Source organism: Nocardioides speluncae, from assembly GCF_003121585.1.
Classification (GTDB): Bacteria; Actinomycetota; Actinomycetes; order Propionibacteriales; family Nocardioidaceae; genus Nocardioides; species Nocardioides speluncae.
In genome coordinates this window covers 53,167-80,148 of the sequence record NZ_QEOO01000001.1, presented here as the reverse complement: position 1 = coordinate 80,148, position 26,982 = coordinate 53,167, and the positions used below count along the sequence as shown (strand labels likewise).

Annotated in this window: 22 protein-coding genes; 11 read left to right on the top strand and 11 right to left on the bottom strand. The window is 70.4% G+C overall.

Going from position 1 to position 26,982, the window contains the following annotated elements; translation table 11 throughout:
- Positions 1-17: 17 nt before the first annotated feature.
- From DDV73_RS00415 to DDV73_RS00395, 5 genes are all read right to left on the bottom strand, one after another.
- Positions 18-926 carry a hydroxymethylglutaryl-CoA lyase gene (locus DDV73_RS00415; RefSeq protein WP_206050626.1) on the bottom strand — a complete coding sequence of 303 codons (909 nt, stop codon included), beginning with the start codon at positions 924-926 and terminating at the stop codon, positions 18-20.
- Positions 927-942: 16 nt separating this feature from the next.
- Complete coding sequence (locus DDV73_RS00410) at positions 943-2,910, bottom strand: acetyl/propionyl/methylcrotonyl-CoA carboxylase subunit alpha (protein WP_240617028.1); 1,968 nt, start codon at positions 2,908-2,910, stop codon at positions 943-945.
- Positions 2,907-4,442, bottom strand: a complete 1,536-nt coding sequence (locus tag DDV73_RS00405) for a carboxyl transferase domain-containing protein (RefSeq protein ID WP_276310061.1) — start codon at positions 4,440-4,442, stop codon at positions 2,907-2,909. Before DDV73_RS00405 ends, DDV73_RS00410 begins: the two co-directional genes overlap by 4 nt.
- 48 nt (positions 4,443-4,490) lie before the next feature.
- The gene (locus DDV73_RS00400) at positions 4,491-5,378 is read right to left on the bottom strand and encodes a hypothetical protein (protein WP_154402547.1); all 888 of its coding nucleotides are present in this window, start codon (positions 5,376-5,378) and stop codon (positions 4,491-4,493) included.
- A gap of 67 nt (positions 5,379-5,445) precedes the next feature.
- Positions 5,446-5,847, bottom strand: a complete 402-nt coding sequence (locus tag DDV73_RS00395) for a hypothetical protein (protein WP_109505269.1) — start codon at positions 5,845-5,847, stop codon at positions 5,446-5,448.
- A 233-nt stretch (positions 5,848-6,080) separates the two neighbouring features.
- Here DDV73_RS00395 and DDV73_RS28565 point away from each other — a divergent pair, with 233 nt between their 5' ends.
- The gene (locus DDV73_RS28565) at positions 6,081-7,646 is read left to right on the top strand and encodes a C40 family peptidase (protein WP_206050625.1); all 1,566 of its coding nucleotides are present in this window, start codon (positions 6,081-6,083) and stop codon (positions 7,644-7,646) included.
- A gap of 72 nt (positions 7,647-7,718) precedes the next feature.
- Here the strand turns inward: DDV73_RS28565 and DDV73_RS00375 are convergent, their stop codons facing one another.
- Together DDV73_RS00375 and DDV73_RS27670 are read right to left on the bottom strand one after the other, a co-directional pair.
- Positions 7,719-10,523 (bottom strand): AfsR/SARP family transcriptional regulator, encoded by a 2,805-nt coding sequence (locus tag DDV73_RS00375; RefSeq protein ID WP_154402546.1) that lies wholly within the window; start codon positions 10,521-10,523, stop codon positions 7,719-7,721.
- Positions 10,524-10,630: 107 nt separating this feature from the next.
- Complete coding sequence (locus DDV73_RS27670) at positions 10,631-10,786, bottom strand: hypothetical protein (protein ID WP_154402545.1); 156 nt, start codon at positions 10,784-10,786, stop codon at positions 10,631-10,633.
- 210 nt (positions 10,787-10,996) lie between these two features.
- Here DDV73_RS27670 and DDV73_RS00370 point away from each other — a divergent pair, with 210 nt between their 5' ends.
- The 4 genes from DDV73_RS00370 (at position 10,997) to DDV73_RS00355 (ending at position 14,080) form a co-directional block, all read left to right on the top strand.
- Positions 10,997-11,671, top strand: a complete 675-nt coding sequence (locus DDV73_RS00370) for a VOC family protein (protein ID WP_109505267.1) — start codon at positions 10,997-10,999, stop codon at positions 11,669-11,671.
- Positions 11,672-11,880: 209 nt separating this feature from the next.
- Entirely contained in the window at positions 11,881-12,795 is a 915-nt protein-coding gene (locus DDV73_RS00365) for an MBL fold metallo-hydrolase (protein ID WP_109505266.1), read from the top strand.
- A gap of 33 nt (positions 12,796-12,828) precedes the next feature.
- On the top strand, positions 12,829-13,455 hold the full coding sequence (locus tag DDV73_RS00360; RefSeq protein ID WP_109505265.1) for an SACE_7040 family transcriptional regulator: 627 nt from the start codon (positions 12,829-12,831) through the stop codon (positions 13,453-13,455).
- Positions 13,427-14,080: a hypothetical protein gene (locus DDV73_RS00355; protein ID WP_109505264.1), complete on the top strand. Its 654-nt coding sequence runs from the start codon at positions 13,427-13,429 to the stop codon at positions 14,078-14,080. Before DDV73_RS00360 ends, DDV73_RS00355 begins: the two co-directional genes overlap by 29 nt.
- Here DDV73_RS00355 and DDV73_RS00350 read toward each other — a convergent pair.
- Together DDV73_RS00350 and DDV73_RS00345 are read right to left on the bottom strand one after the other, a co-directional pair.
- Positions 14,016-14,690: an SWIM zinc finger family protein gene (locus DDV73_RS00350; RefSeq protein ID WP_109505263.1), complete on the bottom strand. Its 675-nt coding sequence runs from the start codon at positions 14,688-14,690 to the stop codon at positions 14,016-14,018. The two genes, DDV73_RS00355 and DDV73_RS00350, sit on opposite strands and share 65 nt — an antisense overlap.
- On the bottom strand, positions 14,687-17,419 hold the full coding sequence (locus DDV73_RS00345; protein ID WP_109505262.1) for a DEAD/DEAH box helicase: 2,733 nt from the start codon (positions 17,417-17,419) through the stop codon (positions 14,687-14,689). The genes DDV73_RS00350 and DDV73_RS00345 overlap by 4 nt, the downstream gene beginning before the upstream one ends.
- Positions 17,420-17,791: 372 nt before the next feature.
- Between DDV73_RS00345 and DDV73_RS00340 the strand changes: the two genes are divergently transcribed.
- The 3 genes from DDV73_RS00340 to DDV73_RS00330 all read left to right on the top strand — a co-directional run bounded on the left by DDV73_RS00340 (position 17,792) and on the right by DDV73_RS00330 (position 19,213).
- On the top strand, positions 17,792-18,280 hold the full coding sequence (locus DDV73_RS00340; RefSeq protein ID WP_109505261.1) for a glutathione peroxidase: 489 nt from the start codon (positions 17,792-17,794) through the stop codon (positions 18,278-18,280).
- 97 nt (positions 18,281-18,377) lie between these two features.
- Positions 18,378-18,914 (top strand): exonuclease/endonuclease/phosphatase family protein, encoded by a 537-nt coding sequence (locus tag DDV73_RS00335; RefSeq protein ID WP_109505260.1) that lies wholly within the window; start codon positions 18,378-18,380, stop codon positions 18,912-18,914.
- Positions 18,911-19,213 carry a hypothetical protein gene (locus DDV73_RS00330; RefSeq protein WP_109505259.1) on the top strand — a complete coding sequence of 101 codons (303 nt, stop codon included), beginning with the start codon at positions 18,911-18,913 and terminating at the stop codon, positions 19,211-19,213. The genes DDV73_RS00335 and DDV73_RS00330 overlap by 4 nt, the downstream gene beginning before the upstream one ends.
- Before the next feature lie 95 nt (positions 19,214-19,308).
- Here the strand turns inward: DDV73_RS00330 and DDV73_RS00325 are convergent, their stop codons facing one another.
- Positions 19,309-20,187: a hypothetical protein gene (locus DDV73_RS00325; protein ID WP_109505258.1), complete on the bottom strand. Its 879-nt coding sequence runs from the start codon at positions 20,185-20,187 to the stop codon at positions 19,309-19,311.
- A 193-nt stretch (positions 20,188-20,380) separates the two neighbouring features.
- Between DDV73_RS00325 and DDV73_RS00320 the strand changes: the two genes are divergently transcribed.
- Both DDV73_RS00320 and DDV73_RS00315 read left to right on the top strand, forming a co-directional pair.
- Positions 20,381-21,385 carry a helix-turn-helix domain-containing protein gene (locus tag DDV73_RS00320; protein WP_109505257.1) on the top strand — a complete coding sequence of 335 codons (1,005 nt, stop codon included), beginning with the start codon at positions 20,381-20,383 and terminating at the stop codon, positions 21,383-21,385.
- Between the two features lie 168 nt (positions 21,386-21,553).
- Complete coding sequence (locus tag DDV73_RS00315) at positions 21,554-23,914, top strand: M4 family metallopeptidase (RefSeq protein WP_240617027.1); 2,361 nt, start codon at positions 21,554-21,556, stop codon at positions 23,912-23,914.
- A gap of 162 nt (positions 23,915-24,076) precedes the next feature.
- Here the strand turns inward: DDV73_RS00315 and DDV73_RS00310 are convergent, their stop codons facing one another.
- Positions 24,077-26,164 carry a RecQ family ATP-dependent DNA helicase gene (locus DDV73_RS00310; protein WP_109505255.1) on the bottom strand — a complete coding sequence of 696 codons (2,088 nt, stop codon included), beginning with the start codon at positions 26,162-26,164 and terminating at the stop codon, positions 24,077-24,079.
- Between the two features lie 193 nt (positions 26,165-26,357).
- Between DDV73_RS00310 and DDV73_RS00305 the strand changes: the two genes are divergently transcribed.
- Positions 26,358-26,942 (top strand): hypothetical protein, encoded by a 585-nt coding sequence (locus DDV73_RS00305; RefSeq protein WP_109505254.1) that lies wholly within the window; start codon positions 26,358-26,360, stop codon positions 26,940-26,942.
- Positions 26,943-26,982: the final 40 nt, after the last annotated feature.

The following is a 26,982-nucleotide window of genomic DNA, read 5'->3' as shown; positions in this document are numbered from 1 at the left end:
CAGCGTCTCGGCCTGCGTCAGCCGAGTGCCGTCACCACGCGGCTCGGCGACGGCCGACCGAGCCGGCCGGCCATCCACACGCTGGTCTCGACGAGCGCGGCGAGGTCGACACCGGTGCGGATGCCGAGGCCGTGCAGCATCCACACCAGGTCCTCGGTGGCGAGGTTGCCGGTGGCGCTCTCGGCGTACGGGCAGCCGCCCAGCCCACCGGCGCTGGCGTCGAAGGTGGTCACGCCGTGCCGGAGCGCGGCGGCCGCGTTCGCGAGCGCCTGGCCGTAGGTGTCGTGGAAGTGCATCGCGAGTACGTCGTCGGCCAGGCCGGCCGCGTTGAAGCCGTCGAGCAGGGCGGTGACATGGCCGGTGGTGCCGACCCCGATGGTGTCGCCGAGGCTGAGCTGGCTGGCGCCGAGGTCGAAGAGCCGCTTGCCGACCGAGACCACCTGGTCGATCGGCACGTCGCCCTCCCACGGGTCGCCGAAGCACATGCTGACGTAGGCGCGGACGTCCAGACCGGCCTCGCGGGCCCGGCGTACCGTCGGCTCGAACATCGCGAACTGCTCGTCCAGGCTGCGGTTGAGGTTGCGCTGGGCGAACGTCTCGGTCGCGCTGCCGAAGATCGCGATGTGCTTGCAGCCGAGCTCCAGCGCCCGGTCGAGCCCGCGCTCGTTGGGCACCAGCACGGGGTGCTCCCGGCCGGCCTCGCCCAGCTCGGTCATCAGGTCGGCCGCGTCGGCGAGCTGCGGCACCCACTTCGGGTGCACGAAGCTGGTCGCCTCCACGATCGGCAGCCCGGCCGCGACCAGGCGCCGTACGAACTCGGCCTTGACCTCCAGCGGCACGATCGTCTGCTCGTTCTGGAGGCCGTCCCTCGGGCCGACCTCGTAGATCGTGACCTCGGCGGGCAGCCCGGGTTCGGGGACCTGCATCGGGCTCGCTCCTCGGCTACTGGGCATCGACGGATCCTGTTTGTTCCACGTGGAACAACGGGGCGCCGAGCGGCACCTGGTCGCCCTGCTTCGCGCCGACCGTCGTGACGGTCCCGGCGTACGGCGCCTTCAGGGCAAGCTCCATCTTCATCGCCTCCATGGTGCCGAGCACCTCGCCCTCGGCGACCGCCTGGCCGACCTCGACGTTGACCGCCAGCACGGTGCCGGGCATCGGCGCCGCGACGCTGCCGTCGCCGACCGCCGGGCCGTGGTCGGCGAAGACGTCCGGTGGCTCCCAGGTCCGGCGCTGGCCTTCGTGGACGATGTCGACCAGGTGTGGCTGCACGTTGACGACCGCGCGCTGGCGGCGACCGTCGACCACGAGTACGACGACATGGTCGGCGGCACTGACCTCCTCGACGACCCAGGTCCGCTCGCCGTCGGTCACGGTGCCGCGGGCCCGGTCGACCCACAGTGGGCCGTCGAGATCGACGTACACCGGGGCCGGGTCGGCCCCGAGCCGCCAGCCGTCGGCCTGGAACGGGCCGCTGCTCTGCCCGTTGACCGCCGTCTCGACCAGGGCCGTCGTCCAGCCCGCGATCACCCGAGCGACCTCGTCACTGGGGGCAGGGACCTCGGCGTGGTCGAGCCAGGCGGTGTCGATCGTGGCGTCGCGGAACTCATCACTCGCGACCAGTGCCCGCAGGAAGCCGACGTTGGTGGTGAGGCCGAGGATCGCGGTGTCGTCGAGCGCCTTGAGCAGGGCCAGCCGGGCGGACTCCCGGTCGGCGCCGTGGGCGATCACCTTGCCGAGCATCGGATCGTACGACGTGCTGACGACCTGGTTGCTCTCCAGCGCGGCGTCCACCCTGACCGCGGCGTCCGGCCACCTGACGATGCTGGTGGTGCCGGCCTGCGGGAGGAAGCCATTGAAGGAGTCCTCGGCGTAGACCCGCGCCTCGATGGCGTGGCCGCGCACCGCGACCCCGTCCTGGGTGAACCCCAGCGGCTCGCCCTGCGCGACTGCGAGCTGGCGCTGGACCAGGTCGAGGCGGGCGTGGTTGATGGTCACCACTTCCTCGGTGACCGGGTGCTCGACCTGGAGCCGGGTGTTCATCTCGAGGAAGTAAGCCTCGTTGGTGTCGGTGTCGAGCAGGAACTCGACCGTGCCGGCGTTCTCGTAGCCCACCGCCTGCGCCAGCGCCACCGCGGACTCGGTGACCACCCGGCGTACGTCGTCGGAGATGGTCGGCGCCGGCGCCTCCTCCAGCACCTTCTGGTGCCGGCGCTGCGTGGAGCAGTCACGCTCGAACAGGTGGACCACGTTGCCGTGGGCGTCGGCCAGGATCTGGACCTCGATGTGGCGGCCGTGCTCGACGTACTTCTCGACCAGGATCGTCTCGTCGCCGAACGCGCTCTTCGCCTCACGTCGTGCGGCCATCACAGACTCGGACATCTCCGCCTGGCTCCGCACGATCCGCATGCCCTTGCCGCCGCCGCCCGCCGCGGCTTTCACCAGGACCGGGAAGTCTGAGTCTTCGATCTGAATCAGATCGATGCCATCCACCGGGGTGTGAAAACTTGGCACGACGGGGACGCCTGCCTGGACAGCGATCTCGCGGGCGGCGTCCTTGCGGCCCATCTTGTCCATCACGTCGGCGCTGGGGCCGACCAGCTTGATCCCGGCGGCCTCGACCGCGCGGGCGAACGCGGGTCGCTCGGAGAGGAAGCCGTAGCCGGGGTGGATCGCGCCGGCACCGGCCGCCTCGGCGGCCGCAACCACGGCGTCGATGTCGAGGTAGCTGTCGACCCGGACCGCGTCGTCGGCGGCGCGGACGTGGGGTGCCTGGCGGTCGAGGTCTGTGTAGATCGCGATGCTGCGCAGGCCGGTCTCGCGGCAGGCGCGGATCACCCTGAGTGCGATCTCGCCACGGTTGGCGATGAGGACGGAGGTGAAGGCGGCGTGGGTCATCGTGGGGCTCACATCCGGAAGATGCCGTAGTTGGGGGCGGGGACGGGCGCATTAGCGGCGGCGGCCAGGCCCATGCCGAGGACCCGGCGGGTGTCCGCGGGGTCGATGATGCCGTCGTCCCAGAGCCGCGCGGTCGAGTAGTACGGCGAGCCCTGGGTCTCGTACTGCTCCCGGATCGGGGCCTTGAACTCGTCGTCGTCGGGCCGGCCCGCGACCGTGGCCAGCACCCCCGCCGCCTGCTCGCCGCCCATCACCGAGATCCGGGCGTTGGGCCACATCCAGAGGAAGCGCGGGTCGTACGCGCGGCCGCACATGCCGTAGTTGCCGGCGCCGAAGCTGCCGCCGATCACCACGGTGAACTTGGGGACGACCGAGCAGGCGACCGCGGTCACCAGTTTGGCGCCGTCCTTGGCGATGCCGCGGTTCTCGTAGTCGCGGCCGACCATGAAGCCGGTGATGTTCTGCAGGAACACCAGCGGGATCCCGCGCTGGTTGCACAGCTCGATGAAGTGCGCGCCCTTGAGGCTGGACTCGGAGAAGAGGATCCCGTTGTTGGCGATGATGCCGACCTGGTAGCCGTGGATCCGGGCGAAGCCGCAGACCAGCGTCTCGCCGTACAGCTGCTTGAACTCCTGCAGCCGGCTTCCGTCGACGATCCGCCGGATCACCTCGCGGACGTCGTACGGCGTGCGGGTGTCCATCGGGACCACGTCGTACACGCTCTCAGGGGACTCGTGGGGCTCCTCGATCGGACCCCGCCCTCCGTGGGTGGGGTCTATCACGGGCCGCCGACATTCGGTGGTGGCGACGATGCCGCGGAGGATGGCGAGGGCGTGGGCGTCGTCCTCGGCGAGGTGGTCGACCACGCCGGAGGTGCGGGCGTGTACGTCGCCGCCGCCGAGGTCCTCGGCGGAGACGACCTCGCCGGTCGCCGCCTTCACCAGCGGCGGGCCGCCGAGGAAGATCGTGCCCTGGTTGCGCACGATCACCGTCTCGTCGGACATCGCCGGGACGTAGGCGCCGCCGGCCGTGCACGACCCCATCACCGCCGCGAGCTGGGGGATGCCGCGACCGGACAGGTTGGCCTGGTTGAAGAAGATCCGGCCGAAGTGCTCACGGTCCGGGAACACCTCGTCCTGCATCGGCAGGAACGCGCCGCCGCTGTCGACCAGCGCGATGCAGGGCAGGTTGTTGTCGCTGGCGACCTGCTGGGCGCGCAGGTGCTTCTTGACCGTCATCGGGTAGTAGGTGCCGCCCTTGACGGTCGCGTCGTTGGCGATCACCACGCACTCGCGGCCGCTCACCCGGCCGATGCCGGTCACGATGCCGGCGGCAGGGACGGCGTCGCCGTACATCCCGGTCGCCGCCAGCGGGCTCAGCTCCAGGAACGGGCTGCCCGGGTCCAGGAGCCGGTCCACTCGGTCGCGCACCAGCAGCTTGCCGCGGTCGGCGTGCTTCTTGCGGGCCGCCTCCGACCCACCTTGCCGCGCCACCGCCAGCCGCTCGCGCAGCTCGTCGACGAGTTCCTTCATCTCTTCGGCCACGCGTCCGAGGTTAACGGTCATTAACCTGTGCCGTCCAGGTGGAGCCTTTCACTCGGCGAGGACCGCCTCCGCACGGCTAGCGATCGACTCGATCTTCGGGTTGAGCTCGGCGAACTCCTCGGCGTGCCGTTCGGCGATCACCCTGCGCAGCTCGGGGAGCCGATCGTCCAGGCGATCGAACAGCCCGGTGCTGTCACCACATTGCGCGAACGCGACCGCGAGCCCCCGCTCCTCGGTGGTCGGCTGGTACGGCCGGGCCGGGACTGCGGGCCGCAGCTTGACCCCCTTGGCCAGGATGCGCACCGGCTTCTCGACGGGTGGGGCGTTGTCACCGACGGTCACGCCGAACTGGGTGATGTTCTGCTGCGCGTCGAACCGGACGCCCTTCGGCAGCGAGTAGCCCTTGCCGGCCAGGCAGGGCACGAGTACGTCGCTCTCCGCCTGGAGAACCGCCTTGACCCCTTGCCCTAGCTCGCGACCCAGCCGGTTGCCCAACTCGACATAGCGGACCCGGACGTCTTCGACCTCCGCCGGGTCGCCGAGCGACTCCCGGGCGGTCCTCTCGCAGCGGTTGACGGCGGTGAGGTACGCCCGGCCGGAGCGGAGCACCTGCGCTGGCTGTGCCGGGATCGTGCCGCCGAATCCCAGCTCGCGAGCCTGGGCGACGGTGCGTGGCTGGAGCGGCGGGTCGGTCAGCCAGTCGAACAGATCGGTCGGCGGCGGCGCGGATCCCTCCGGCCGCGGATAGCCGGCCTCGGTGAGACAGCGCTGCAGCAGCGCGATGTCGGCCTTCTCGATGAGCGAGAGGTCCGCGCGGAGGAACTGGTCGAACGAACCGGCCGGCCGATGCGGCTGCGCCTGGCCATCAACCACGCAGCCGGTGCCGCCGGCAAGGACCGCCACGATGGCGCCGGCGCTGAGCAACCTCTTGAGCATCTTCACCACCTCTAACGACTGGTGGGTGGGGCAGCCGAAGCGGCTGCCCCACCCAGGTTGGTCTGGATCAGCAGCGCCAGTGACGCGCGTTCTCGTCGTTGATGTCGGAGTTGATGTTGGCCCAGCCGTTCCACCGACCGAAGTACTGCTTGTCGTTGGTCCAGTCGCCCGACTCCTCCACCCAGACGCCGCAGGCGGTGTCGCGGTTCTTGACCGCGCTGGCGTTGTGGTAGAACCGCACGCCGGTGCTGCCGTTGGGGTTGGTGAAGTTGCCAGCACCGCTGTGCTCGGCGCCGTTCCAGAAGTGCCGCTGCCCGCCGTTGCCGTAGCTGTGCTCGGAGAAGCAGATCTCGCCGGAGTTACAGGCAAGCTGGCCGTCGCCGCGGTCGGCGGTGGCGACACCCGCGAAGCTGACGCTCAGTGCGGCCGCCGCACCGAGGCCCGCCGCGATCTTCGTCATCGTGCGCATTTCGTCTCCCCAATTTTCTTCGTGCGGTTCCCCGCGTCCGCCGCTTGTTCGGCGGTGTTGCAAGCGAACCGGGCAGCGCTTGCGGGGCGCTTTAGGACCGCTTTTCGGCGGCAAATCCCCAGGTCAGAAGGGCACCAAGCCTCGGATAAGGGCGCCCAAAGCGGCGCCATCGACGATTCGCGCAAGCGCCCTCGACAGTCGAGCCGACGGGCATGAGCAGAGAGGAACCGTCGATGAGTCTCTTCACCGCGACGCATCCCGAAGGGGGTGTTGCACGCCACCCGGGCCGCCGTCTCCGCGGACGCCTCGCCCTGGCCCTGTTCGCGATGGTGCTGGCCGGATTCCTGGTCTCGGTCGAGCCGGCGCCAAGGGCCGCCGCCGCACCCGCCTGCGGAGTCCTTCAGTCCGGTGCCGCCGCGCAGGCGAACACCGCTGTCAACAAGGCCTGCGGCCTGATCGGCACGCCTTACTCCTGGGGCGGCGGCCATGGCGGCACGCCCGGCCCGACCTACGGCATATGCGACGCGTCCAACGGCGCCCCGAACGACTGCAACGTCAAGGGGCTGGACTGCTCCGGCATGGTCCGCCATGCCTACTACCTCGCGGTCGGCTCGGACGTCATCAACGGCACGTCGCGGACGCAGTACGCCTCGTCGCGGGCGGTGGCGCGGTTCTCGCGCTCGCAGGGCCTGTCGGTGCTGCTCCCCGGTGACCTGGTGTTCTTCGGCAGCTCGGCGTCGAGGATCCACCACGTCGCCATGTACATCGGCAACGGCTACATGATCGAGGCGCCGTTCTCCGGCGGCCACGTGCGCGTGATCGCGGTCAGCGCCCACAGCGACTACTACGGCGCGATCCGGCTGTACAACCCCGACGGGAGTACGCCGCCGCCTCCGCCACCGCCACCGTCCGGCGCGGGGAAGTACTGGGTCGACACCTTCGCCAACGCTTCGGTCTTCTCCACGCCGACCAGCACCTCGTCGACCGGCACCCTCTACCAGGGCACGAACTACGTCTTCTGCAAGGTGTGGGGCCGCGAGATCCGCAACGGCACGTCGTACAACCACTGGTGGCTGAGGACCGACCCGGACATCGGGCCAGCCAACCAGTACGTGTCGGCGTTCTACCTCTCCCGCTGGGGCAACGACGTCGCCAAGGACAACAACGGCACCGTGATCCCGACCTGCGACGGTTCCGCGGAGCCGCCGCCACCGTCGCCGGGGAAGCACTGGGTCGACACGTTCCAGACCGCGTCGGTCTACGTCTCGCCGACGTCCACGACCGCAACCGGAACGCTCTACGGCGGCACCAACTACGTCTACTGCAAGGCATGGGGACGCAAGGTCGGCAATGACACCAGCTACAACCACTGGTGGCTCAAGACCGACCCCGACGTCGGACCCGGCGCCCAGTGGGTCTCGGCGTACAACCTGTCCAAGTGGGGCAACGACGTCGCCAAGGACAACAACGGCGTCATCATCCCGTCGTGTGACGGGACCAGCCCACCGTCACCGCCACCCGCGCCGTCGAAGTACTGGGTAGACACCTTCGCCAACGCGTCGGTCTTCGGATCGTCGACCAGCTCCACGGCCACCGGCACCCTGTATGGCGGCACCAACTACGTCTACTGCAAGGCGTGGGGACGCAAGGTCGGCAACGACACCAGCTACAACCACTGGTGGCTCAAGACCGACCCCGACATCGGACCCGGCGCCCAGTGGGTCTCGGCGTACTACCTCTCCCGCTGGGGGAACGACATCGCCAAGGACAACAACGGGGTGACGATCCACAACTGCTGAACTGCCAGGAACGTGCGTGCCTCCGAGTCCTCGACGGGGCCGGAGGCGCGTCCGTTCTTGCGCGCGGCGACGTCAGCCGGCCGCAGCGAGTGCCGACGGCGGCGCGGCGTTGGGATCAGCGAGTACGGCAGCCATCTCCTGGTCGCTGACCGCGCCAGTCTCGTTGAGCAGCGCCAGCGAGCGGCGGCGCAGCTCCTGGGCATGGTCCAGCTCACCGGTGGCTCGATGGACATCGCCCAGCGTCCACAGCCCGGCCGCCTCGGCGAGCCGGTCGCCTGTCCCCTGCGACAGCTGTACGGCGCGGGTGAGGTGCTCGACAGCCTCCGGGTGACGGCCGAGCTGCAGCAGGGTCTTGCCAACGGAGTAGGTCAGGGTCGCCTGGGTGGCGACGTCGCCGAGCTCGGCCGCGACCGGCTCGGCGGAGGCAAAGATCTCCAGGGCGCGGAGATGCTCGCCGAGCTGGGCGAACGCGATGCCGAGGTTGAGCAGGATCGCCCAGCGCAGCGGGGTCGGCGCAACCGGCCAGGTGTCGCCGAGGGTCTGGCGTGCTGCCACTAGCTCGTCGCGGGCGCCGGCCGGGTCTCCGTAGCCGAGGTACGCGACCGCCCGGATGTTGTGACACCGAGCGACACCCTGCACGTCGTCCGCCTGGTGCGCACTCTCCAACGCCATCGCGAGGTGCTCCATCGCCTGCGGATCGCGGACCCGGCCCGAACGCTGGAGCGCGAGAGCGGTGTTGGCGTGGGCCGCCGCCAGCCAGCCATGATTGCCGGCGCGGGTCGCGGCCGCGACGCCGGTCTCGCTCATCCTCACCAGCAGGTCGAACCACGCCCCTCTGGTCAGCGGCCGGTCGAGGGCGTTCACCAGACCCACCGTCACGGCAGGGCCGTCCGCGGCGTACTCCAGAGCGAGCGTGGCGACCCGGGGCAGGTTGTCCTGCTCGGCGGCCACCCACTGCATCGTGGCGGGCGCATCCGCGAACGGCTCACCCTCCGACCGATGGGCCTCGGGCGGCAGTCCCCGGGAGAGGTAGGTCTCCGGTTTCGTATAGACCCGGCGGAGCGCGGCGCGCGCGCTCGCGAGGTAGTAGTGCGCGATCCGCGTGGCCGCCTCGCCGCGCAGCTCGTCGGTGGCCGCCTCTCGTCCCACCAGGCGCACGAGGTCATGCAGCGCATAGCGACCCTGGGGCGTGGGCTCCACCAGCTGGTGGGCGACGAGCTGGTCGAGTGCCCGCCGCGCCTCGCCGGGCGAGTCCATGAGCGCCGCTATCGCGCCGAAGGCGAAGTCGCTCATGTCGAGTGTGCAGAGCGCTAGGAAGAGCCGGTGCGCGTCACCGTCGGCGACCGCGGCCATCCCCACCGCGACGCTCGAGCGGACGGCGAGGTCGCCGTACTCCAGGACGTCGAGTCGCTCCTGGTCGCTGCGCATCCGCTCGGCCAGCTGCCCAACCGAGAGGCCGGGCTCTGCGTCCAGGCGGGCACCCACGATCCGCAGCGCCAGTGGCCAGCGGCCGCACAGCCGGATCATGTCCGACGTGGCCTGCGGCTCGGCGCCGAGCCGCGACGGGTCGACGATTCGCGACAGGAGGGCGTGCGCGTCGGCGTCCGAGAACTCGCCGAGTCGCAGCTGAGTGGCGCCGTCGAGCGTCGTCAGGGGTGCCCGGCTGGTGACAACCACGCCACATCCGTCGCCACCCGGGAGCAGCGCCCGCACCTGAGCCGGCTCGGCCGCGTTGTCGAGGAGGATCAGGAGCCGCCGGGCCGCGGTGGCCGTGCGGTACGTCGACCCCGCCTCGTCGACGTCCACCGGCGCTGCCTGTTCACCGAGCGCCCTGATGAAGCGGTTGAGGACTTCGAGCGTGTCCGGCGGGCTGAGGCCGTTCGCGGCACCTTGGAGGTTGACGTAGAGCTGGCCGTCGGGAAACTCGGCGGCGGCATGGTGTGCGGCCTGCACGCTCAGCGCCGACTTCCCCGAGCCGCCCGCGCCGGAGACACAGACCAACCGCGATCCCAGCGAACCGGTGAGCGCATCGGCAAGAATCGTCAGTTCGTCGTGTCGGCCCGTGAACACCGGACTCATCGGCGGCAGCTCGGCGGGCGTCGGCCGGCTCGCCCGGACCGGCATGATGACAGGAGGCAGCCAGTCGAGGTCCGGCGAGCTGCTGAGAATGTCGGCCTCGAGTCCGCGCAGCTGCGGCCCCGGCTCCAGACCCAGCTCCTCGATCAGCTGGACGCGTCCCTCGCGGTAGACCTCGAGCGCTTCCGCCTGTCGGCCACAGCGGTACAAGGCAAGCATCAGGTGCGCGCGCAGGCCCTCGTGCAAGGGGTACGTCGAGACGTGGGTGGGCAGCTGAGCGGCGACCTCGGTGTGCCGGCCCAGCCGGAGCGCGACCTCGTAGGCGCGATCCAGCGTGACCAGCCTGAGCTCACTCAGGCGCGATGCCTCTCTCACCAGCATGTCCTCGTCGAAGCCGTCATAGGGACTTCCGGACCACATGCCGAGCGCCTCCATGTACAAGGAGGCCGCGGCATCGAAGTCGCCGTACCCGTGCAGCTCATGGGCCTGCCCCGCCAGTCGCTCGAAGCGACAGGCGTCGACCTGTTCCTCATCGATGCACAGCCGGTACCCGTTGTCCCGGTATTCGATTGCCTGCTCGCCGAGCACCCGGCGCAGCCGGTGTACGGCGATCTGCAGGCTGTTACGCGCGGACTTCGGAGGCCGAGCGGCCCAGATGTGGTCGATCATGCGGTCGACCGACAGCGGCCGGCCAGGCTGACTCGCCAGCGCAGCAAGCGTCAACCGCGGTACCCGGCCGCCAAAGGCGACCTCCTGCGATCCGTCGAGAAGACGAAACGCACCGAGTACCTCGATCCGCACGTGCGCCCCCCTCTCGACCACCCGCGTCACCGATAACGCCGGGAGCCTAACTCCGCCCCGTGCGGCGCGCACGGCCGACTGCAGCGGCCATGCGCGCCGGGTGCCGCTCAGCAGATGCTGTTGCCGCCGTCCGGAACCCAGATCGGGCACGACTCCGAGGGCGGCGGCGGGGGCGGTTCCTCGCCGGCGTGGGCGGCTCCGGGCACCGCAGCGGTCCAGGAAAGTGCGGCCAGCACGACCAGCGTTCGCGCAGCGTGGCGCATGTTTGTCCCCTCTCGATCCGGCTCGTCTCGAGCCCCCATGTGATTGCGGCCTGTTGACCAGCCGCCGCAGGAGATGCTGCCGATCTCCACTTGTTGTGCGCTTACTCCGTCTAGACGAAGGCCAAGCCGATCATGGTTCGCATTCGCGACCCACGGACGAAAGAATTTACTTTCCAGGGATTGTCGGTGGTGCCGAGTACGTTGGCCGCCATGGCACTCGCGGCGTACAAGGACCTCTGCATCGACGCGGCCGAGCCGGCGCGGCTCGGGCGGTTCTGGGCGGACGCGCTCCGGCTGGAGCTGCACCTCCACGACGACGGTGACGCCCACTTGACCGGGCCGACCCCACAACACACGGTGTGGGTCAACCGGGTGCCGGAGCCGAAGACCGTCAAGCACCGACTGCACCTCGACATCCATGCCGCGAGTGTCGAGGAGGTGGTCGCGCTCGGCGCCACGGTGATCGACGGCGAGTCGTTCCGGTGGACCACGATGGCCGACCCGGAGGGTGGCGAGTTCTGCGTGTTCGTGCGCGAGCAGCCGCCGGAGCTACGGCTCTACGAGCTGGGCCAAGACTGTGCGGACCCGGCGGCGGTCGCCGGCTGGTGGGCGGACCTGATCGGGGGCCGGCTCGGGCACGACGAGGAGCAGGGTCACTCCTACCTCGAGGAGATCCCGGGCGCGCCGTTCGACTCGATCACTTTCGCGCACGTACCCGAGCCGAAGACGGTCAAGAACCGCGTGCACATCGACGTCACCACCGCCGATCTGCCCGCGATCGTGGCCGCCGGCACCACGATCCTCGCGGAGCCCACCGAGCAGACCCCCTGGACCGTCCTGGCGGACCCCGAGGGCAACGAGTTCTGCGCGTTTCCGGAGGCCTGAACGCACTAGTGGGCATCTCCGGACGTTCGTCGAGGGTATGAGTGGTCAGGGTGCGTGCAGCGCAAGGCTCGGAGGGAGGCGGGCCGGTGGCCCGTCGACCGACGACAACGCAGCGATGTGCGTGCCCTGGCCGCTCATACCCCGACGAACTTCCGGAGATGCCCACTAGAGTCCCCAACCATGAGGGCTCAAGTCAGGAGCGTCCAGCCATGCGACTGAAGCTGGGGCGACCGGACATCGGCCAGTACGCCGACCGCTTCGACGTGCCGCCCGCGGACGACCATCGACCTTCGGTGACCTTCCTCGGCGTCGCGACCCTGCTCATCGACGACGGTGAGTCCGCGGTGCTGACCGACGGCTTCTTCACCCGGCCGGGACTCCGGCAGGTGCTGCTCGGCCGGCTCGCGCCCGACCTCACTCCGATCGACGAGTGCCTGACCCGGGCCGGGACGACCAAGCTGGACGCCGTACTCCCGGTCCACACCCACTTCGACCACGCCCTGGACTCCGCGGTCGTCGCCGAGGTCACCGGTGCCACCCTGGTCGGCGGCGAGTCGGCCGCCAACATCGGCCGTGGACACGGGCTGCCAGCGGAACGGATCGTGGTGGCCACGCCCGGCAAGCCGCGGGAGTACGGCGCCTGGACGATCACGATGATCGAGTCCGAGCACTGCCCACCCGACCGGTTCCCGGGCACCATCGACGAGCCGATCGTCCCGCCCGCGAAGGCCAAGGACTACAAGTGCGGGGAGGCCTGGTCGATCCTGCTCCGTCATCGCAGCGGCGCCTCGTTGCTGGTCCAGGGCAGCGCCGGCTTCGTCCCCGGCGCTCTCGCCGACCAGCGGGCCGACGTCGTCTACCTCGGGGTCGGCCAGCTCGGCGTCCAGCCGGAGGACTACCTACGCGACTACTGGGAGCACACCGTGCGCGCGGTCGGCGCCCGCCGGGTGGTGCTGATCCACTGGGACGACTTCTTCCGGCCGCTCGACCAGCCGCTCCGCGCACTGCCGTACGTCGGCGACGACCTCGACGTCACGATGACGGTGCTCGGCCAGCTCGCCGCCGCCGACGGCGTACCCCTGCACCTGCCCACCGTCTGGGAGCGTGAGAACCCCTGGGCGTAGAGGTCGCTCGTTAACGACCATTAACCTAGGCGAATGACCCGGCGCGACCAGATCCTGGCCACTGCCGCGGACCTGTTCGCTGCCCGCGGCTTCCACGGCGTGTCCGTGGCCGACCTCGGCGCGGCCTGTGGGATCAGCGGGCCGGCGCTGTACAAGCACTTCCCGTCCAAGGACGCGATGCTCGCCGAGATGCTGGTGAGCATCAGCGAGGAGCTGCTCCGGGTCGGCACCGAGCGGACCCGGACCGCGCGGGCACAGGAGGAGCCGACGGCCGCGGTTGTGGCGCTGGTCGAGTGGCACATCGAGTTCGCGCTGGAGCATCGGCCACTGATCGTGGTCCAGGACCGCGACTGGGAGTCGCTGCCTGCCGAGGCCCGCGAGCGGGTGCGCAGCCTGCAGCGGGAGTACGTCGACCTGTGGGCCACCCAGCTGCGACGGATCCATGGTGACCTGCATCTCGATCGGGCGCGGGCTATGGCGCACGCGGCCTTCGGCCTGATCAACTCGACACCGCACAGCGCGCTGCTGCCCGACGAGCAGATGCGTGACCTGCTGCGGGACATGGCCGTTGCCTCACTGGGAGTGGGGACGGCTAGCGAGGGAAGGGCCGTCAGTGAGGGAAGGAAGGGCGATGACCGAGTTGACCAGCCAGGAGCCTGAACAACAGGACGAGCCCCCGGCCGAAGAAGTCAGCAATGACGAGATCAGCTACGAGGAGTTCGGCGTCGCGTTCTTCCGGGAGGCGGTGACGCCGGAGCGGATCCTCGGCGCGATCCACGGCCTGGCCGCGGAGCCGATCGAGTTCGGGCCGATGGGTGTCGGTCCGGGGCGGATCGCACGCGTGTCCGCGAAGGGGCAGATCGGCGAGCCGCTCACCACCCAGGTGTCCGAGCAGCCCGTCAGCTTCCAGGTGAACCTCCCGGTCGCGCTCGCCTTCACCCTCGACCTGCTCGTGGACACCCACCGCTTCGACGCGGATGTGATGGTGCCGCTGACGATCACCGCGCACGCCCGGAACCCACTCACGATCTACATCGACGTGACCCCGCCCCGCAGCCGCGACCTCAACGTCGTGGTCAAGGGCGACTCCGTCCGCGCCGAGCTGATGCGCAAGGTCGCCGACATCGACAGCGAGCTGCGCCGGTTCATCTCGAAGTACATCTCCCGCGAGCTCGACAAGCCGGCCGTCCGCGCACTTCGGACCATCGACATCGCGGCGATCATGTTGAAGGCATGGCCGGGCGAGGGCCCACCGCAGAGTCCTCCAGCATCGCCTGAGCACTGAGCGCCGCCTCGACGCCGACCTCCAGGTCGTCGTCCCCCGGCTGCGCCGGCTGCTGGTCGAGGTCGTGCAGGTCCGCCAGCAGCTGCTCGCGGGAGAGCCCGCGCAGCAACAGCAGCACCAACGGGTCGCCGTCGAGCAGCCAGCCGACCTGGTACGACGCCGCCAGGGCATGCGGACACGGCTGCATCCAGGCGTCGCAGCTGCAGCTGGTCTCCAGCTCCGCGCCGTACGGAAGCAGCTCGACGCCTGACTCCTCGAGGTCCTCGACCAGCTCGTGCGGGAGCTGGCCGGAGAGCAGCGCGGCGACCCGCCCGGCCGCCGCGGCCACCACCTCGACCAACGCGCGCCGGGCGCCCGGCTCCAGAACGGGCAGCGTGAGCGAGACCGTCCACGCGTCGTCGCCCTCGGCGACCGCGGCCACCGCCGAGCCGGCGTCGAGGGTCAGCCCACCGACCGCTCCGGCGCGCGCGAGCGCGCGGGCCTGGCGTAGGTCCGCCTCGGCGAACGCCGACTCCTCGACCGAGCGCACCCACGCCTTGGCCCACCACGACGCGGCCCGCGCGCCTGACCGCCGCGGGGCGAACCGCGGGTAGGTCACCGCGGCACTCATCGCCGCTCCTCACCGCGGCGCAGGGTCACCAGGTCGCGCAGCTCGTCGTTGCTGAGCTCGGTGAGCGCCGCCTCGCCGGAGCCGAGCACCGACTCCGCCAGCGCCCGCTTGCGGGTCAGCAGCTCGGCGACCCGCTGCTCGATCGTGCCCTCGGCCACCACCCGGTGGACCTGGACCGGCTTGGTCTGGCCGATCCGGTAAGCCCGGTCGGTCGCCTGGTCCTCCACGGCCGGGTTCCACCAGCGGTCGACGTGGATGACGTGGTCGGCGCGGGTCAGGTTGAGGCCGGTGCCGCCGGCCTTGAGCGACAGCAGGAAGACCGGCGTGGCGCCGTCCTGGAAGCGCCGGACCAGCTCCTCGCGCTCGCGCACGGGCGTCCCGCCGTGCAGGAACTGGTGGGGTACGCCGGCGCGCGCGAGGTGCGCCTCCAGCAGCCTGGCCATCGCGACGTACTGGGTGAACAGCAACACCGCGCCGTCCTCGGCCAGGATGGTGCCGAGCAGCTCGTCGATCAGGTCGAACTTCTCCGACCGACCGGACAGCCGCGGGTTGGCCTGCTTGAGGTAGTGCGCCGGGTGGTTGCAGATCTGCTTCAGCCCGGTCAGCAGCTTCAGCACCAGCCCGCGGCGCACATCTTCGTCCGCACGCTCGATCCGCGCCATCGAGTCCCGCACCAGCGCCTCGTAGAGCACCACCTGCTCGCGAGTCAGCCCCACCAGGTGGTCGGTCTCGGTCTTCGGCGGCAGCTCCGGCGCGATGCCCGGGTCGGACTTGCGGCGGCGGAGCAGGAACGGGCTGATCAGGTCGGCGAAACGAGCGGTCACCTTCGAGTCGACGCCGGCCTCGATCGGCGCCGCCCAGACCTTGCGGAAGGCGTTACGGCTGCCGAGCAGGCCGGGGATCGCCCAGTCGAGGATCGCCCACAGCTCGGTCAGGTTGTTCTCGACCGGGGTGCCGGTCAGCGCCACCCGTCCCGTGCTGGGGATCGCCCGCAGCGCCTTGGCGGTCGAGGACTGCGGGTTCTTGATGTGCTGCGCCTCGTCGGCCACCACCAGATCCCACGGCACCTCCGCGAGCGCGGCGTGGTCGCGCCGCATCGTCCCGTACGTCGTCAGCACGAACCCGCCGCCATCGCCGAGCAGGTCGGCGCCGTGGACCCCGTCCAGGCTCCGCGCCGAGCCGTGGAAGCGTCGTACCGGAACCCCGGGCGCGAACCGCCGGATCTCGGCCTCCCAGTTGCCGAGCAGGCTCGCCGGGCAGACCACAAGCGTCGGCCGCCGCCCGTCGTCGGTCGAGCCTGTCGAGGCCTCCAGCCGGTGCAGGTGGAGCGCGATCAGCGTGATCGTCTTGCCGAGGCCCATGTCATCGGCGAGGCAGGCACCCAGTCCGAGCGAGGTCATGTCGGCGAGCCAGGTCAGGCCGTGCCGCTGGTACTCGCGCAGCTCGGCCTTCAGCCCGGACGGCGTCGGGACCGGTTCCCGGGTGGCGGCGGTGCGGAGCTGCTCGCGGATCTTCTCGAGGGTGGCGCCGACGATGACCGGTTCGTCGGTGTCCTCGACCGCGACCACGCCGGTCAGCGTGGCCGCCAGTGCCTGGGTCGGACGGACGGTGCGGATCAGCCGCTTCTTCGCGGCCTTGGCGACCTTGCCGTCGACCACGGTCCAGTTGTCGCGGAGCTTGATGATCGGGGTGGTCGCCGACGCGAGCTGGTCCATCTCGGCCTCGGTGAGCGGGTCGCCGTGCAGCGCGACCTGCCAGCTGAAGGTGAACATCGCGTCCGGCCCGAACAGCCCCTTGACCAGCGGCTCCTCGCGGGTGCCGGCGCCCTTCGGCTTGAGCTCGGCGCGGGTGGTCAGGTCGCGGCCGAGGGAGCGCGGCCAGAGCACGTCGAAGCCACGCTCCTGGAGTGCGGCCACGCCGTGGTCGAGCAGACCGACCAGCTCGTCGGTGTCCAGCGTGATCTGGTCGGGGACGCGCAGCTCCAACAGCCGGTCGAGCACCGGCCAGGCATCGGCGGCGTGCCGCAGCGCGATGCTGGCGTGGGTGCGGGCGCGCTCGCCGAAGCCGTGCGCCTCCGGGCCCTCGGTCCACAGCACCGCCGCGTCGCACACGTGGGTGTGGTTGGCCTGCTCGTGCACCTGGAGTACGACGCGCACGCGGCCGCCGTGCAGCTCCTCCTCGTCGGCCTCGACCCGGAACGAGACGGTCACCAGCTGTGGCAGATCCCTGTCGGCCGCGCGCGGCGCGTGTTCGGCGAGCCGCCGCCGGAGCCGGTCCTGGAAGCTGCCGGCCGGCGGGTTGGTCACCGTCGAGCGGGTGCTCGGTGGCCGCCGCGGCATCGCGTCGGCGACGGCGTCCAGCACCTTGCGGATGATCCCTTCGGCCGTCGCAGCGTCGAGTCCGTCGTACACCCGAGCCCTGGCCAGCATCTGCAAGCGGTCGGAGTCCGCGGCGTCGAGCTCGCCGATCCGCCACTGCCCGCCCGACTCGTCCGGCTCGAACCTGCCAGCCGCGACCAGCCGCATCGCCAGCATCGACGCGCCCGCCAGCAGGCCGACGCTGGGATGGGCCTCGTCGTTGGCGTGTGCCCTGGTCAGAACCGGCAGCGCGGCGCGGATCGGCAGGCTGACCGAGCGCTGCTCGTCGGTGAACTCGACGACGCTCTCGCGCGCGGGCTCACCGAAGCGGAAGGTGGCGGGACCAGTGACGGGGACAAACGACAAGGGCATCTCCGGGCCGGGGAGGGGGTGGACGAGACGCTAACGCCCGGCACCGACAGGAAGTTCCGAACTAGCGGATCGCGGCGGTGGGGCCACCCACCACAGTTGGCCCCACCGCTCGCGACCCTCTCTGGGCGGGGCGTCTCCCGACCCGCCACCAAACCGGCCGGGGCGCCATCAGCTGTTCCGCCACAGAGAGCCGAGTGCGGCGCGAAACCGACGTCTCCTCCTCGGCTCGCGCCACTGCCTCGGCAGTACCTACTTTACTTTTCGTGGCCCAAGAGTCGAGTTCAAGGGTCGGCCAGTCATTAACAATTGACATCAATCGGGCGTCCCGACCGGAGCACAGGCCGGTATTCACCGGTTGCGTAGGCTCGGCGCATGACTCTTCTCGACGCCCCGATCGCCCGTCTCGACGGCACCCCCGGCACCCTCGGCGACCTGACCGGCGGCAAGGCAGCGCTGCTGGTCAACGTCGCATCGAAGTGCGGACTGACGCCTCAGTACACCGCCCTGGAGGAGCTCCACGAGAAGTACGCCGAGCAGGGATTCACCGTCATCGGCGTACCGTGCAACCAGTTCGGCGGACAGGAGCCGGGCACCTCGGAGGAGATCGCGGAGTTCTGCTCGGCGACGTACGGCGTCACCTTCCCGATGTCGGAGAAGATCGAGGTCAACGGCGATGACCGGCACGACATCTACCGCAAGCTCGTCGAGACGCCCAACGAGAAGGGCAAGGCCGGCGACATCGAGTGGAACTTCGAGAAGTTCCTGCTCTCCCCGGCGGGCGAGGTGGTGGCCCGCTTCAACCCCGGCGTGGTGCCCGACGACCCGGCCATCGTGGCCGCCGTCGAGTCCCAGCTCTGCTGAGCCCGCCCTCCTCAGCGGACGGTACGCCGGCCGGGGATGAGAGGGCCTTCACCCGCAGTTAACGGACGGCTCATGCGCCGCTGCGAGCGTTACCGGCGTGAAGCCGCTCATCCTCGTAGCCCTGGTCGCGCTCCTGCTCACCGGTGTGGCACCGGCTCCGGCAGCGCAGCAACCGTCGTCGAGACAACCCGCCTTCACGATCGCCACCTTCAACGTCCTCGGCCACAGCCACACCGCCCCGGGCGGGAAGGCGGAGCAGATGGCCGAGGGCCCGGAGCGGACGCGGCTGGTCGCCAAGATCCTTCGGCAGTACAAGATCGACATCGTCGGCTTCCAGGAGCAGCAGCCGGTTCAGGCGCACGCGTTCGTGCGGTACGCCGGGTCGACGTACACGCTGTACCCGGGTGTCCGCCGACCGAAGTGGGTCTACAACGCAATCGCGTGGCGCAAGGCCACCTGGGAGCTGGTCCGGACCCGGACGTACGACGTGCCCTACCGGCAGCGGTCCGGCGGATGCCCGTGGTGCTGCTGCGGCACCGCGCCACCGGCGCGCGGATCTGGGTCGCCAACCATCACAACCCGGCTGACACCCGGCACTTCCCGCGTGAGCAGAAGTGGCGGGACCGCGCGGTGACCCGCGAGATCGCGGTCACCCGACAGCTGCTCCGGACCGGACTGCCGGTGTACGTGATCGGTGACATGAACGACCGCGCCCGGTTCTTCTGCCGGTACGTCGCCGCCGTACCGCAGATGCACGCCTCGAGCGGCGGCAGCGTGTCACGCAGCGGCTGCCGGCCGCCGCGCGGCATGGGCGTGGACTGGATCTTAGGCTCCGCACGCGTCGGCTTCCGCGACCACGCCAAGTGGTACGGCCCGCTCGTCCGCCGGGCCACCGACCACCCGATCGTGCTCAGCCGCACCTGGCTGCGGTAGTGCTGCCGTAGTCGGGCCCGAAATCCGGATAGTCCGCCACGCAAATCATGGGTCGGGGTTGACGGCCCATGATTTGCGTGACGGACTATCCGTCCTCAGGCGCCGGGGTTGAAGCCGCAGATGCCCCCGTTGGCGCTGTAGATCCACAGGGGTGCGCGGGAGTTCGGGTCGGGGTCGGCGACCGCGCCGGTGAACGGAGGCTGGCCGCCCGGCTCGCTCTGGCACTTCGCGGCGTCCGGCTCGGCGGCGGCGCCACCGGCCTCCAGGATGTGGCCACCCCGGGTGACTACCCAGAACCCGTTGCTGCTCCGGTCCGCGACGATGCCGACCACCCGGTCGTTCTGACCGACCCGGCCCGCGACACCGCCGTGGTCGGGTGCGTTCCCGACGGCGACCACCTCGCCGAGCGCGGTCACCACCCAGCCACCGGTCGTGCCGTGCGGCGCGAAGGCGACGACCGGGGAGTGCACGGTGGTGTCCTCCTGCGGACCAAGGTCGTTCGCGTCGCCGAAGCCGGCGACGTGGCCGGCCGCGGTCACGATCCAGTAGCCCTGGCCGGACGGCGTGGTCTCCAGCGCGACGGAGTCGGCCGACGACGCCAGCTCACCGAGATGGGTGGCTCCGTGGACGGTCTCGATCCGGCCGTAGCGGGTCAGCGCGTACATGCCGTGGTTGGTGGTCGAGGCGACGTCGACGAAGTCGTCGGTGTCGACCTCGGGGATCTTGTAGTTGGTGCCCTTGCCGTCCTCGCCGTGGTAGAGCAGCGAGCCGTCGCCGCAGGCGACGTAGGCGATCGGGTGACTGGCGGCGGCCGCTGCCGCCTTGTCGGGAACGACGGCGACCTGGCCGCCGTTCTCCTCGCAGGGGTCATCGGCCCAGGCCAGGCTGGCGCTGGCGGGCTGAACGCCGCCGACCACGACCGTCGCCAGGAGCGAAGCAGGTAGGAGCCCGAGAATCCACCGGTGCGTACGCATGCTGTCGTTTTCCCTCCTTCTGTCCCCCTGACGGGACACTGTCCGTCAGGATCGCCCGAGCACAGTCGGACCTTCCATTGGTCCAGGGTGGCCGATCATGGCCGTGTCCAAACCCCGCCATCGCGATCAGCTATCCAGTCGCCCACCGCGGTTCGCTCTCGACAACCGTAAGCGAAACGGCAAAGGTGTCGTCGTGCCCGACCACAATGACGAACTCGCGAGCAGGCTCTACCGCCTACTGCGCCAGCACGACGACTGGTCGGACGAGCGGCTGTCCGAGGCGCTGGCCGTCTCCCCGGACGCCCTCTCGAAGGCTCGGGAGGAGCTGGCCCGGATGGGGCTGGTACGCCGCGTCGCCGGGCTCGACGAGCAGGGTGCGCGATGGCTGGTCGTCGACCCGATGCTCGCCGTCGAGCAGGTGATGGCCGACCAGGGTCGCGCGATCGCCGAGTGGTCCAGCACCGCCGGCCGGCTGGCCGCCGACATCGAGTCCCTCGTCGGCATGGTGCCGGCGCTGCGGGCCGCCGTCGACGACGCCGCCATGAACACCGTGCTCGAGGGCAACGAGACCGCACGCGCCTTCCTGGCCGAGCTCGGCGGCACCGTCCAGCGCGAGCTGCTCACCGTCCACTCCGGCGGCGCGCTGCCCCAGGAGGCGATCGACGCCGCGCTGCCGCAGGATCTCGCCGTACTCGAACGCGGCATCGAGGTGCGCACCATCTACCTGTCCAGCGCGGTCCGCAGCGTGCCGACCCGCGGCTACCTCGAACGGCTCGCCGAGGCCGGCGCCTCGGTACGGATCCGGGAGACACTGCCGTTCCGGATGGTGCTCGCCGACGGCGCCACGGCCGTCTGCTCGATGCGCTGGGCCGAGGGCCGGTCGGGCGCGATCGTCGTACGCGGTGGCGCGTTCGTACAGCTGCTGCGGCGGATGTTCGACTACTGCTGGGCCGAGGCGACCCCGCTGGCGCGGGCGGTCGGCCGGGTTCCGGACGCCGCCCACGCTGAGCAGCTCGACGACGAGCAGCTGTTGATGCTGCGGCTGCTGGCCGACGGTCTCACCGACCAGGCCATCGCCCGCCAGCTCGGCGTCGCCCCCCGCACCTTCACCCGCAAGCTGCGGGCGCTCTTCGAGGAGCTCGGGATCGAGTCCCGATTCCAGGCCGGCGTGGAAGCCGCGCGGCGCGATCTGATCTAGCGCCCAGCCGCGGGCCTGCGATGCCTGACCGGTCATGGTCATGGCGCTGCTCGGCCACTAGGAACTGGTTCCACTGGTCTAGTCCAGGCACGCACGATGTCGGGCACCAGTTCCCCCACGAAGGGTAAAACCATGATGGTTTCCTCATCGTCCATCCGAAAGGTGGCGGTGGCGACAGCCGTAACCGGACTGGCGGCCTTCTCGATTGCCGCACCCGGACTCGCGGGCGCCAGCGCCTCCTCCGACCCACAGCCGAAGGTGCAGGCCAAGCGCCTGGCTGCCTCGGGTGCGGACAAGTTCGTCGACAGCCGCCCGAAGGCTCTGCACGCCGCCAAGGCAGAGAAGTTCGTCGCCGGTGACGTGATCAGCGCGAACGGCACCCAGTACGTGCCGTACGAGCGGACCTTCCGTGGTCTGCCCGTGATCGGTGGCGACTTCGTCGTCGTCACCGACAAGAAGGGCAACGTCATCAACACCTCGGTGGCGCAGGACCGGACGATCTCCGGCCTCTCGACCAAGGCCGGCATCACCGCGAAGCGCGCCAAGAAGGCCGCCGAGCGCCGCCTGTCGCGGGTGGTCACCACGACCAAGCCGCGGCTCGTCGTACACACGCTCGGCCAGACCGGTCAGCAGGCCCGCCTCGCCTGGGAGACCACTGTCGCGGGCGAGAAGGCCGGCAAGCCGTCCCGCCAGACCGTGTACGTCGACGCGCAGACCGGCTCGATCTTCGAGTCCGTCGAGCACGTCATCTATGGCGAGGGTGACGGCGCCTACAGCGGCCCGGACCCGCTGCAGCTGGAGACCTCGGAGTCGGGCGGGCAGTTCTCGCTGCAGAACCCGAACAACAACGCGATCGTGTGTCAGGACGCCGACACGAGCGAGACCCACACCGGTCCCGATGACACCTGGGGCGACGGTGACGCCACCAACAAGGAGACCGGCTGCGTCGACGGCTTCTACGGCACCCAGGTCCTCGACAAGATGCTGACCGAGTGGCTTGGCCGCTCGGGTCAGGACGGCGAGGGCGGCTATGTGCCGCTGCGGGTCGGCCTGGACGACATCAACGCCTACTACGACGGCTCGCAGGTCCAGATCGGCCACAGCCAGGCCGGCAAGTGGATCAGCTCGATGGACGTGGTGGCCCACGAGTACGGCCACGGCATCGACGACAAGACGCCGGGCGGCATCTCGGGCGAGGGCACCCAGGAGTTCGTGGCCGACGTGTTCGGCGCGCTGACCGAGGCCTACTCGGCGCAGGGCGAGGAGTTCGACGAGCCCGACTTCCTGGTCGGCGAGGAGGTCGACCTGGTCGGCTCCGGCCCGATCCGCAACATGTACGACCCGTCCCAGGTGGACGGCGACCCGAACTGCTACTCCGACGAGATCCCCAACACCGGGGTGCACGCGGCCGCCGGACCGGGCAACCACTGGTTCTACCTGCTGTCCCAGGGCAACGCGCCCGAGGGCGGACCCGAGAGCCCGATCTGTGAGGGCGGCCCGGAGTCGGTCCAGGGCATCGGCATCCAGAAGGCCGGCAAGATCCTCTACAACGCGATGCTGCTGAAGACCTCGGACTCGTCGTACCTGAAGTACCGGACCTGGACGCTCGAGGCGGCCAAGACGCTGTTCCCGGAGAGCTGCGCCGAGTTCAACACCGTGAAGGCTGCCTGGGACGCCGTGAGCGTGCCCGCTCAGTCCGACGAGCCGACCTGCGAAGGTGGCGGCGACCCGACCGACCCGCCCACCGACCCGCCGACCGACCCGCCGACGGACCCGCCGGCCGGCGAGGTCGACTTCACCGGTGTCGCGGCGCTGAACAACTGCTCGGCCTCGATCGTGCGGTACGACGACTCGCAGCCGACCGACAAGGCGCTGGGTCTGACTAACGGTCACTGCTACGAGGGCGGCATGCCCGGCGCCGGTGAGGTGCTGGTCGACCAGCCGTCGAACCGGGCGTTCACGCTGCTCGGCGCCGACGGCTCGGAGGCCGGCGAGGCCACCGCGACCAAGCTGCTCTACGCGACCATGACCAAGACCGACGTGTCCCTCTACGAGCTCGACAAGACCTACGAGGAGATCGCCGCCGAGGTCGAGGGCTTCGAGCCGCTGACGCTGGCCAGCGAGTCGCCGGCCGACGGTACGTCGAGCAAGGTCGTATCGGGCTACTGGCAGAAGATCTACGACTGCTCGGTCGAGAAGACGGTCCACCAGCTCAAGGAGGCCGAGTGGACCATGGAGAGCTCGATCAAGTACGTCAAGCCGTGCGAGACCATCGGCGGCACCTCGGGCTCGCCGATCGTGGCCACCGAGTCGGGCGAAGTCATCGGCGTCAACAACACCGGCAACGAAGACGGCCAGGAGTGCACGATGAACAACCCGTGCGAGGTCGACGAGAACGGTGAGGTGACCGTCGACCAGGGTGCGGCGTACGGCCAGCAGACCGCCTGGTTCTACACCTGCCTCGCCGACGACAACAGCTTGGACCTGGCGAAGGAGGGTTGCGAGCTGCCGTCGCCGGCAGGGAGCTGACCTTCCGATCGAACGGGCGGGGACACCACATTCCCCTGCCAGGCTGGCGCTTGCCGTTCGGGCGTCAGTGCGTGTCCCCGGACAGGGGCCGGCCGCCACAAGCGGTCGGCCCCTTCTTCTGTCGTGCGGGGCCTGCTGCTGGCGGGGTCTGCGACCGGCCGTCTAGGACTCGACGGCCAGGGTGAGCGGGAGTACGCCGGTCGCGCCGGCGTCGTGGAGGAGCGCGGTGGCGACCGTGAGCGTCCAGCCGGTGACGACCAGGTCGTCGAGCAGCAGGATCCGGCCGGTCTGCGCGCCGGGATCCAGCGCGAACCGCCGGCGGACCGCCGCCACCCGCTGCGCGGAGTTGACCGCGCCCTGGCCGGCCGCGACATCGTGGTTGACGATCGCGACCCGGCCGACGACCGGGATCCGCAGGTAGCGGGACAGACCCTCGGCGAAGTCGCTGGTCAGGGTGGGCCGGGTCAGCGACTCGACGTACACGATCCCGTCGGCGGCCGGGCGCCAGTCGTCGAGAACCTGGATCACCGCCTTCACCAGCGGCACCGGCACCGGGCCGTCGCCGGCCCCGGGTCGGAACAGCTCGCGCAGCGCCTGGCCGTAGCCGAGGTCGGTGATCCGGGCGATCGCCCGGCCCTCCGCGGGCAGCGGGTTGATCTTGCCCTTCAGGTCGATGTTGAGGTTGGCCAGGCCGATCGGCCACAGCTTGCGTGGGGCGATGGCCACGCCGGGCCGGGTGAGCGCCTCCTCCGCGTCGGCCAGCGCCGCCTCCGACACCGTGGCAGACACGTCGAGACCACCGCAGTTGTCGCAGCGACCGCACTTGTCGGCGTCCGGGTCGTCGAGCTGGTCGCGCAGGAACCACATCCGGCAGGCGTCGGTGGCGAGGTAGTCGAGCATCGCCTGCTGCTCCCGCTCGCGCGCCTCCGCGACCCGCGCGTAGCGCTCCGCGTCGTACTCCCACTCCTCGCCGGTGGCCTCCCACCCTCCCTGGACCCGGCGGACCGCGCCGTCGACGTCGAGCACCTTGAGCATCGTCTCCAGGCGGGTCCGGTTGAGCTCGACGTAGGTCTCCAGCGCGGCGGTGCTGACCGGGCGGGCGGCGTCGGTGAGCGCCGCCAGCGTCTGCCGGACGAGCTGCTCGCGAGGGAAGGCAAGGGAGGCGAAGTACTTCCAGATGTCGCGGTCCTCGGTCGCCGGCAACAGCACGACCGTGGCCTCGTCGGTGCCGCGGCCGGCGCGGCCGACCTGCTGGTAGTAGGCGACCGGCGACTGCGGAGCGCCGACGTTGACCACGAAGCCGAGGGTCGCGTCGAAGCCCATCCCGAGCGCACTCGTGGCCACCAGCGCCTTGACCCGGCCGCTGGCCAGGTCGTGCTCGAGAGCCTCCCGCTCGGTCGTCTCGGTCTGTCCGGAGTACGCCGCGACGTTGTGGCCGTGGGCACGCAGGTGGGCCGCGATCTCCTGGGTCGCCGCCACCGTCAGGCAGTAGATGATCCCGGACCCCGGCAGCTCGCCGAGGTGGTCGGCCAACCAGCCGAGCCGCTGCTCGGCGGTCCTCAGGCGGACCACCGCGAGCTTCAGCGACTCGCGGTCAAGGCTTCCCCGCAGGACGAGAACATCGGTCCCGAGCTGCTCGGCGACGTCGGCGGTGACCCGGGCATTGGCGGTGGCGGTTGTCGCCAGCACCGGGATGCCCGGGCGCAGGTCGGCGAGCATGGTCCGGATCCGGCGGTAGTCGGGCCGGAAGTCGTGGCCCCAGTCGGAGATGCAGTGGGCCTCGTCGACCACGAGCAGACCGGCGGTCGCCGCCAGCCGGGGCAGCACGTTGTCGCGGAACGACGGGTTGTTGAGCCGCTCCGGGCTGACCAGGAGCACGTCGACGCCGCCGGCAGCGATCTCCTCCTCGATCCGCGACCAGTCCTCCAGGTTGGTGGAGTTGATCGTCACCGCGTGGATGCCGGCCCGCTCGGCGGCGGCGATCTGGTTGCGCATCAGCGCGAGCAGCGGCGACACGATCACGGTCGGCCCGGACCCGGCGGCCCGCAGCAGTGCGGTCGCCACGAAGTAGACCGCCGACTTGCCCCAGCCGGTCCGCTGCACGACCAGCGCCCGCCGCCGGTCCACCGCGAGCGCCTCGATCGCGGTCCACTGGTCCTCGCGCAGCACGGCGTCGTCGCGACCCACCAGGGCGCGCAGGTGCGCCTCCGCCTGCGTGCGAGCGGTGCTGCGGTCGACATCAGAAGCCATGACCACTGTCTACCAGCGTCGACCGACAAGCCGGAGTCGCTATCCACAGGCACCCGCCAGCGCCGTACCGACGGTTAAGTGAGTTAAGTGGGTTAAGTCTTGGTTGGCGAGGTATCGGCGGCAGCGGCACTGCACTCTTCAGTGGGCAGCAGGGCCGCCGCGGGGGCGGCCCGCTCTCGAAAAGGAAGCTCCCATGAAGAAGCAGCTCATCGCCGCCAGTGTGTTCGCGCTCGCCGCCACCGGCGGTGCGTACGCCGCAGGGTCCGCCTCCGCGCAGGGTGACCAGCGCGCCGCCCAGGGCGGGGCCGCCTCCAGCGCCGCCGCTCCCGTCGTCGTCAAGTGCGACGGCGGCCGTTCGATCAATATGCACAGCCGCATCGTCAGCAGCCCGTTCATCTTCGCCGAGACCGCCGTCAACGACCAGGACCGCGCCGTACCGGGTGCCTCCCTGTCCGCCAACGGGCCAGCCTCGGGCACCGACACCGTGCTGGTGACCTTCTCCGCCGAGACCCAGCTCACCGGGGGCGACGCCAACGACTGGATGGGCCTCGAGCTGAAGCTGGACGGCGTCAACGTGCCGCCGTTCACCGCCGGCGCGGACAAGCTCGCCATCACCGGCGTCTCGAGCTGGAACAGCAACTCGGTGCAGTTCTGCGCCAAGCTGAAGCCCGGTGCGCACCGGTTCCAGGTCTACACCAACCTGCACGACTCGAGCCCGGCCCACACGCTGAACGGCTGGCTGGACGACTACACCGTCAGCTTCCAGCGCTTCGAGTGAGGTACGTCGTCCCCCTGGGCGTGCGCTCCGACGCACGCTC

Coding starts and splice junctions, on each gene's coding strand:
- DDV73_RS00415 (WP_206050626.1), bottom strand. CDS start 926: ATGCAGGTCCCCGAACCCGGGCTGCCCGCCGAGGTCACGATCTACGAG.
- DDV73_RS00400 (WP_154402547.1), bottom strand. CDS start 5,378: ATGCTCAAGAGGTTGCTCAGCGCCGGCGCCATCGTGGCGGTCCTTGCC.
- DDV73_RS00395 (WP_109505269.1), bottom strand. CDS start 5,847: ATGCGCACGATGACGAAGATCGCGGCGGGCCTCGGTGCGGCGGCCGCA.
- DDV73_RS28565 (WP_206050625.1), top strand. CDS start 6,081: ATGAGTCTCTTCACCGCGACGCATCCCGAAGGGGGTGTTGCACGCCAC.
- DDV73_RS27670 (WP_154402545.1), bottom strand. CDS start 10,786: ATGCGCCACGCTGCGCGAACGCTGGTCGTGCTGGCCGCACTTTCCTGG.
- DDV73_RS00370 (WP_109505267.1), top strand. CDS start 10,997: ATGGCACTCGCGGCGTACAAGGACCTCTGCATCGACGCGGCCGAGCCG.
- DDV73_RS00365 (WP_109505266.1), top strand. CDS start 11,881: ATGCGACTGAAGCTGGGGCGACCGGACATCGGCCAGTACGCCGACCGC.
- DDV73_RS00360 (WP_109505265.1), top strand. CDS start 12,829: ATGACCCGGCGCGACCAGATCCTGGCCACTGCCGCGGACCTGTTCGCT.
- DDV73_RS00355 (WP_109505264.1), top strand. CDS start 13,427: ATGACCGAGTTGACCAGCCAGGAGCCTGAACAACAGGACGAGCCCCCG.
- DDV73_RS00350 (WP_109505263.1), bottom strand. CDS start 14,690: ATGAGTGCCGCGGTGACCTACCCGCGGTTCGCCCCGCGGCGGTCAGGC.
- DDV73_RS00345 (WP_109505262.1), bottom strand. CDS start 17,419: ATGCCCTTGTCGTTTGTCCCCGTCACTGGTCCCGCCACCTTCCGCTTC.
- DDV73_RS00340 (WP_109505261.1), top strand. CDS start 17,792: ATGACTCTTCTCGACGCCCCGATCGCCCGTCTCGACGGCACCCCCGGC.
- DDV73_RS00325 (WP_109505258.1), bottom strand. CDS start 20,187: ATGCGTACGCACCGGTGGATTCTCGGGCTCCTACCTGCTTCGCTCCTG.
- DDV73_RS00310 (WP_109505255.1), bottom strand. CDS start 26,164: ATGGCTTCTGATGTCGACCGCAGCACCGCTCGCACGCAGGCGGAGGCG.
- DDV73_RS00305 (WP_109505254.1), top strand. CDS start 26,358: ATGAAGAAGCAGCTCATCGCCGCCAGTGTGTTCGCGCTCGCCGCCACC.